This is a genomic window from Amycolatopsis thailandensis, assembly GCF_042723255.1.
GTDB classification, from domain to species: domain Bacteria; phylum Actinomycetota; class Actinomycetes; order Mycobacteriales; family Pseudonocardiaceae; genus Amycolatopsis; species Amycolatopsis thailandensis.
Genome location: NZ_JBHXJK010000248.1, coordinates 1 through 6,249 on the forward strand (window position 1 = coordinate 1; position 6,249 = coordinate 6,249).

Annotated in this window: 6 protein-coding genes; 3 read left to right on the top strand and 3 right to left on the bottom strand. The window is 69.8% G+C overall.

Annotated elements, in window-relative coordinates; translation table 11 throughout:
* Nucleotides 1-120 precede the first annotated feature (120 nt).
* Nucleotides 121-1,200, bottom strand: a complete 1,080-nt coding sequence (locus ACFWMR_RS42230) for a J domain-containing protein (protein WP_378382450.1) — start codon at nt 1,198-1,200, stop codon at nt 121-123.
* A gap of 184 nt (nt 1,201-1,384) precedes the next feature.
* Here ACFWMR_RS42230 and ACFWMR_RS42235 point away from each other — a divergent pair, with 184 nt between their 5' ends.
* On the top strand, nt 1,385-2,218 hold the full coding sequence (locus ACFWMR_RS42235) for an alpha/beta hydrolase family protein (RefSeq protein ID WP_378382451.1): 834 nt from the start codon (nt 1,385-1,387) through the stop codon (nt 2,216-2,218).
* Here the strand turns inward: ACFWMR_RS42235 and ACFWMR_RS42240 are convergent.
* Together ACFWMR_RS42240 and ACFWMR_RS42245 are read right to left on the bottom strand one after the other, a co-directional pair.
* Nucleotides 2,215-3,114 (bottom strand): hypothetical protein, encoded by a 900-nt coding sequence (locus ACFWMR_RS42240; protein WP_378278894.1) that lies wholly within the window; start codon nt 3,112-3,114, stop codon nt 2,215-2,217. The genes ACFWMR_RS42235 and ACFWMR_RS42240 overlap by 4 nt on opposite strands.
* A complete protein-coding gene (locus ACFWMR_RS42245; protein WP_093937438.1) occupies nt 3,111-3,620 on the bottom strand; it encodes a hypothetical protein in 510 nt (169 codons plus the stop codon). Before ACFWMR_RS42245 ends, ACFWMR_RS42240 begins: the two co-directional genes overlap by 4 nt.
* A gap of 218 nt (nt 3,621-3,838) precedes the next feature.
* Between ACFWMR_RS42245 and ACFWMR_RS42250 the strand changes: the two genes are divergently transcribed.
* Together ACFWMR_RS42250 and ACFWMR_RS42255 are read left to right on the top strand one after the other, a co-directional pair.
* Nucleotides 3,839-5,248: an APC family permease gene (locus ACFWMR_RS42250; protein WP_093937437.1), complete on the top strand. Its 1,410-nt coding sequence runs from the start codon at nt 3,839-3,841 to the stop codon at nt 5,246-5,248.
* Nucleotides 5,245-6,144 (top strand): ROK family protein, encoded by a 900-nt coding sequence (locus ACFWMR_RS42255; protein WP_378382452.1) that lies wholly within the window; start codon nt 5,245-5,247, stop codon nt 6,142-6,144. The genes ACFWMR_RS42250 and ACFWMR_RS42255 overlap by 4 nt, the downstream gene beginning before the upstream one ends.
* Nucleotides 6,145-6,249: the final 105 nt, after the last annotated feature.

Genomic DNA, 6,249 nt, shown 5'->3' on the forward strand with positions numbered 1-6,249 from the left:
CAGGCGCAAGGAAGGGGGCCTTCACACGCGTCAGACCTGTAAGCATTTCGTCCTCTGAATGCGGTAGTTGGTAACGTGAACTACCGCATTCAGAGTACGAAATGCTGGCTCCCGCGTGCCTCAGCCGGAGCCGATCACCCGGTCCCGCACCACCCGCATCGTCGCCGAGTCCACAGTGGACGGCTCCGCCGCCAGCCAGCCGCCGATCTCGTGCAGGAACTGCTCCGGCGTCATCGGCGGCGCGGGGGAGGGATCGTCGAGGTCCGTGGTGATCTCACCGGTCCGGCTCGGGTACACGATCATCGCCCCGCGCAGCGCGACCCCCGGCAGGATTCGCCGGTACTCGGCGAGGCTTTCCGCCAGCCTGCTCCCACCGCCGCGGAAGGCGCGTCCGTTGCGCAGAAGCCGGTCGTCGTCATCGGTTTCGTAGTGCCCGGGCAGCCACAGCTTCGATTCGACGAGCACGAGCCGCTTCCCGCACAGCACCGCGTGGTCGACGTCGGCGAACACCGAGTCCGGCCACGAGAGGCCGTGGAAGATCCGCGCGCCGGGCAGCCGGGTCAGGTAGCGCTCCAGCAGGTCGGCGGTGAGCCGTTCGGCGAGTTCGTCGGTCTCGGTGCCGGGGGTGCCGAACACGCGTTTCCCGCCGAATTCGGCGGCGAACCGGTTCTTGGCGCGGGAGGCGGCGAGGTAGCCGCGCGCGAGCCGTTGCACCAGCAGGGCGGTCCCGGCGGTCAGGATCAGCCAGACGATCAGCGTGGGCGCCGAGAAGCCGACCCCGGTCAGCACCGGCAGCAGTACCAGTACCATCCCGCCGACCGCCGCCACGACCGGGGTGTGCCCGGGGCCGCGCCGCCGCCCGTGGCGCACGCGTCCGTCCTGCGCGGCGAATTCCCACCATTCGAGGTCTTCCGGGTCGATCACGACCGGCTCGGGCTCGTAGCCCGGTTCCTCGCCGAAGCGACGTCTCGGCCGCGGCCGGATCGGGACGCGCACGGAACGCCCGTCCGCGTCGTAGCCCGCGCGCCGCATCGGATCGCTCAGCGTGTCGTACGCCTCGCGGACCAGCTGGAACGTGAGCGCGGAGCCCCCGGTGTCCGGGTGATGCGACTTCGCCAGGCGCCGGTACGCGGTCTTGATCTCGTTGACCGAGGCGGCCTTGCCCACGCCGAGCACCTCGTAGTAGTCGACATCGGGCACGGGCGGTTCACCTCCAATGGGCCGGGCCGCAACACTATTCGGCCGCCGCCGGGCACCCGCAACCACCTCCGCGGCGCGTCGGGGTGACACCGCGGGCATACTGTTTCGCTTGTGGCGGAACGAGGTCCGCCTCCGGTGCGTCGTGGATATCGTGGAGATCGACAGCGTAGGAGGAAGGATCGCGGTGGGAGAACCGGTCACGGGCACGGCCGCGGGGGTACCGTTCACCGCCTTGCCGCCATCTGCCGAGGTCAGCGGCCCCGCGCCGGTGGTCGTCGCCTGGCACATGATCGACGCGCCGCGCACCGACGCCGCCTTCGCGGCCGCGTTGCCGCTGGCGGGGGTGCCGGCGTGGCGCGTGTACCTCGGAATGCCGTTGTGCGGCGCGAGAATGATCGACGGCAGCATGGACGCCATCGTCGAGCGGGCCCAGCGGGACGCCATGCTCGCGTACGTGGACCCGTTCGTCCGGCAGGCGGCCCTGGAATTCCCCGCCGCACTGGCTGAACTGCGGGAACGCCTCGGTTTCGACACATCCCGGACGGCCGTCGTCGGCGGTTCGCTGGGCGGTGCCGTGGCGCTGACTGTCCTGGCCACGCGGGAGATCCCGGTCCACGTCGCGGCCCTGGTCAACCCCGCCGTGCGGGCGCGTTCCGTGATCGGCCTGGTGGAAGGCATGCTGGAACAGCCCTATCCGTGGACCGGCGAAGCGAATCAGGCGGCGGATCAGCTGGACTTCGTCGCACGATCGGGTGAAATCTCGGCCAGGGAAAAGCAAGTCCCGCTGCTGGTGGTCAGTGGTGAAGAGGATTACCCCTCGTTCCGCGCGGATGCCGACGAGCTCGTCGACACGTTGCGGGGTCAGTACTCCGTGCCCGGTGACATCCTGCTGGATCGCGTTCCCGGTCTCGCGCATCCGCTGGCCGAAGAACCGGGCATCGAGCCCGCGCCGCAGTTGCCGATCGCGAAGCTGGTCGACAACGCGGTCACGGAATGGCTGGTGCGGCACCTGGGTTAGCAGGCGGCGGGCGGTGCCGACCGCGCGGGACCGAATTCCAGCCGGATTTTGTCCGTCCTCGGAATCACGAACGCCACACCGCTGCCCGCCCGCCAGCCCGACGGCACGAACACGTACTGCCCGCCGGACTGCAGCAGCAGCTTCAGCCCGGTGTACCGGTACTTGTAGGCGGCGTCGGGATCCGCGCACTTCACCTGCAGGACACCACCGGCCGTCAGGTTGAGGCTTTCGGCGCTGTAGAGCGTCGCCGCGGGCCGCGCGGGAAGCTGTGCCGCGGTTTCGAAACCCCGCCGCGTGCCGACGGCCGCCGAGTAGTCGCTGACGGCCCAAAACAGCCCGATGCTGATCAGCACGTAGCCCAGGACGAGTTCCAGCGGGTTCGATCGCAGCGCCGAAGCCCAGTGGCGCCAGGCGAACAGCAGCATCAGCACGCCGACTCCGAAACCGAGTCCCGGCAGGCCGGGGAAGTCGCGGAACGGCTCCGGATTCAGCGTGACGATCACGGTCGCGACGACCAGCAGGGCGCCGAGCCCGGCCGCGCTCGGCACGCAGATCCGTAACAGCCGGGCCCACGCGCCCTCGGAAAGGCGCAATCGCAGGATCCGGACGGTGAGCACGAAACCGAGAACCGCCCCCGCGACACCCGCCAGCGGCAGGTACAGGCCGTCGGCACCGCGCGCGAAGATCTCGTCCGGGGTCTGGGCGAGAAGCGTGTAGTGCACGCGGAAGTACGCGAAGAGCACCTGCGTCTCGACGAGCCCGAAGAAGTACAGCAGCGCGGTGAGCAGGGTCGTGTTGGCCAGCACCGCGCCGATGAGTTTGAGCGCCTGGGGCGGCCCGGGGTCCGGTTCGGCACCCTTCGGCTCCGGACGGCGCAGACCGCGCCGGGTCGTCATCCGGACGTGGTCTCGGCGGGAGCTTCACTGGAGGACACCGGGCTCTCCGAGGACGTGGTCTCCTCGGAGACCTCGGGCGCGCAGGCCTTGGCCTTGACCGTCACCGTCCCGCCGGGTTTCACCGGGGAATGGGTGATGCTCGCGGTGCAGTCACCCGAACCGGTGATCACGACCTTCACCCCGCACAGCCTCGGCCCGCAGACCTTCCGGATGTCACCCTCGATATCCGACTTGGCGGTCTCCGGCGCGGCACCGAGCCGCGTGTGGTCGTAGACGATCGGGCTGCCGGGAACCCCGGGCGGTGCCGGATCGTCGGTGTGGCCACCGCCCCCGCCGGACGAGGCGGACGAAGCCGGACCGGCCGACGCCGTCGGTGCGACCTCGGTGGTCACACCGCCGCTGGTCTGATCGGCGGGCGCGGTGTCGCGGGGAGTCGAAGTTCCGCCGCAAGCCGCCGTGAAGCCGAGAGCGGCGATCGCCATCACCGCGCTGAACAGCCGTTTCATGGACCTCACCGTCCCTGGGAAGACGTCGCCTCTTACTGAGGACGCGGAACGGTGACCCCCTGATACGTCCCAGGACTGGTCCGTTCGGGCGTATTCCGGGGGATTGCGCCCTTTCGGGCAATTCCGGGTGGACCGGCGCGCGACAACTTTGCCGACCGGCCTTCCGACACGCCGCAAATTATGTTAAGAAACTTTACTAACTAATAGGGAGGCGCGTTTTGAGTTCATCCCCGCGGCCGGGGCTCGAGCGGAAGATCGGGCCGCTCCAGGCGACAGCCATCAACATGACCCAGATGTGCGGGATCGGCCCGTTCGTCACCATCCCCGCCATGGTGGCGACCCTCGGCGGCCCGCAGGCCATGTTCGGCTGGCTCATCGGCGCGCTCATCGCGCTGGCCGACGGCCTGATCTGGGCCGAACTCGGCGCCGCCCTCCCCGGCGCCGGCGGCACCTACGTGTACCTGCGCGAAGCGTTCGGCTTCCGGACCGGCAGGCTCATGCCGTTCCTGTTCGCCTGGAGCGCGGTGCTGTTCATCCCGCTGATCATGTCCACCGGCATCATCGGTCTCGTCCAGTACCTCGGGTACCTGATCCCGGGTGTCGCCGACGACGGCGGGACGACCGCGCTCGGCAAGGTCATCGGGCTCGGCGTCATCGCGCTGATCGTGCTGGCGCTGTTCCGCAAGATCGGCGAGATCGGGAAGCTCACCACCGTCCTGTTCGCGATCATGCTGTTCGCCGCGCTCTCGGTGATCGTCGCGGCCTTCACGCATTTCGACGGCGCGCAAGCGTTCGCCTTCACGCCGGGCGCGTTCTCGTTCGGCGGCGGCGCGTTCTGGGCCGGGCTCGGCGCGGGCCTGATCATCGCCATCTACGACTACCTCGGCTACAACACCAGCGCCTACCTGGGTGGCGAGGTGCGGGACCCGGGCCGGACGCTGCCGCGGTCGATCATCTTCTCGATCCTCGGCATCATGAGCCTGTACTTCCTGTTGCAGCTCGGAGTGCTCGGCTCGATCCCGCTGGAGGAGCTGAAGAACGCCACCTCGGTCGCCTCCACCGTGCTGGAGCAGGCGTGGGGCACGGGCACGGCCAAGGTCATCACGGTGTTCATCGTGATCGCCGCGATCGGTTCGGTGTTCGCCGGTCTGCTCGGCGGCTCGCGGGTCCCGTTCGAGGCCGCGCGCGACAAGGTGTTCCTGCCGGTGTTCGCCAAACTGCACCCGAAACTCAACCTGCCGACGGCCGGTGTGCTGACCATGGGCGCCATCACCGCGATCGGGTCGCTCTTCACGCTGACCGCGGTGATCAACGCGGCGGTGACGGTGCTCGTGCTGATCCAGTCGCTCGCGCAGGTCGCGGCGATCGTGGTGCTGCGGCGACGACGTCCGGAACTGCACCGGCCGTACCGTCAATGGCTCTACCCGATCCCGACGATCATCGCGCTGCTCGGCTGGGTCTACATCTATTTCTCCGCCACCTGGCTCTCGATCGGGCTTTCGGTGGGGTGGATCGCGCTCGGCGTGGCGGCGTTCCTCGCCTACGCCAAGGCCGAGCGCGTGTGGCCGTTCGGGCCCAAGGGAATCCAGGAATCGTTCGCGGGGGCGGCAGAGGGGAACGGGAAGTGACGGGGGAAGAACTGATCCTGGGGATCGACTTCGGCGGGACGAAGGTCGCGATCGGGCTGGCGGACAGAGCCGGGAGCCTGCTGGTCACCCGGCGGCTCGACACCGACGCGCAGGCGGGCGCCGAACAGGTGGTGAGCCGGGCGCTCGCCGCCGCGAGGAAACTGCTCGCCGACGAAGGCGCCGCCGACAACCTCGCCGCGATCGGCGTCGTCAGCCCCGGCATCGTGCTGGAGGACCGCATCCTGCTGGCCCCCAACGTGCCGGGCTGGGAGGAACTGCGGCTGCGCGAACTCGTCGCCGACGAGTTCGGCGGCGTCGGAATCGAGGTGGGCACCGACGCCAAGGCGGCGGCGCTCGCGGAATGGCGATGGGGGGCGCTGGCGGACACCGATCCGGCGGTGTTCCTCTCGCTCGGGACCGGGATCGCCGCGGCGGTCCTGGTCGGCGGCCGGCTGCTGACCGGCGCGAATGGCGCTGCGGGAGAGATCGGGTACAACCTCCTCTCACCGCAGGACACCGACGGGTTCGCCAGCGGAGCGGCGCCGCTGGAAGAGGCCGTCGGTGGGCGTGGGCTGGGCGGCCGGGCGAGTGTGCTGCTCGGCCGCCCGGTAACCGCGGGCGAGCTGTTCGGCCTCGCCAGGGAGGACGCGCGGGCCAAGGACCTGGTGGGCGCGGCGCTCGACGAGCTGTCGATGCACGTCGCGAACCTCGCCATCGCGCTCGATCCGCAGCGCATCGCCGTCGGCGGGGGACTGGTGCGCTCGGCCGACATCCTGCTGCCCGCGCTGCGTGAGCGGCTGGCCAGGGCCGTGCCGTTCCCGCCCGAGCTGGTGTCGGCGAAGTTCGACCAGGACGCGTCCCTGCTGGGCGCGATCGCGATCGCGCTCGACGCGTAGCGAGCCGGGGTGGCGAACTGTGCGCTGACCGGTGCGCCACTCACGACCCCCTTTGCCCCGCCAGCGAGTACATGAAGGCCCCCTTCCTTGCGCCTAGCGCAAGGA

Coding starts and splice junctions, on each gene's coding strand:
- ACFWMR_RS42240 (WP_378278894.1), bottom strand. CDS start 3,114: ATGACGACCCGGCGCGGTCTGCGCCGTCCGGAGCCGAAGGGTGCCGAA.
- ACFWMR_RS42245 (WP_093937438.1), bottom strand. CDS start 3,620: ATGAAACGGCTGTTCAGCGCGGTGATGGCGATCGCCGCTCTCGGCTTC.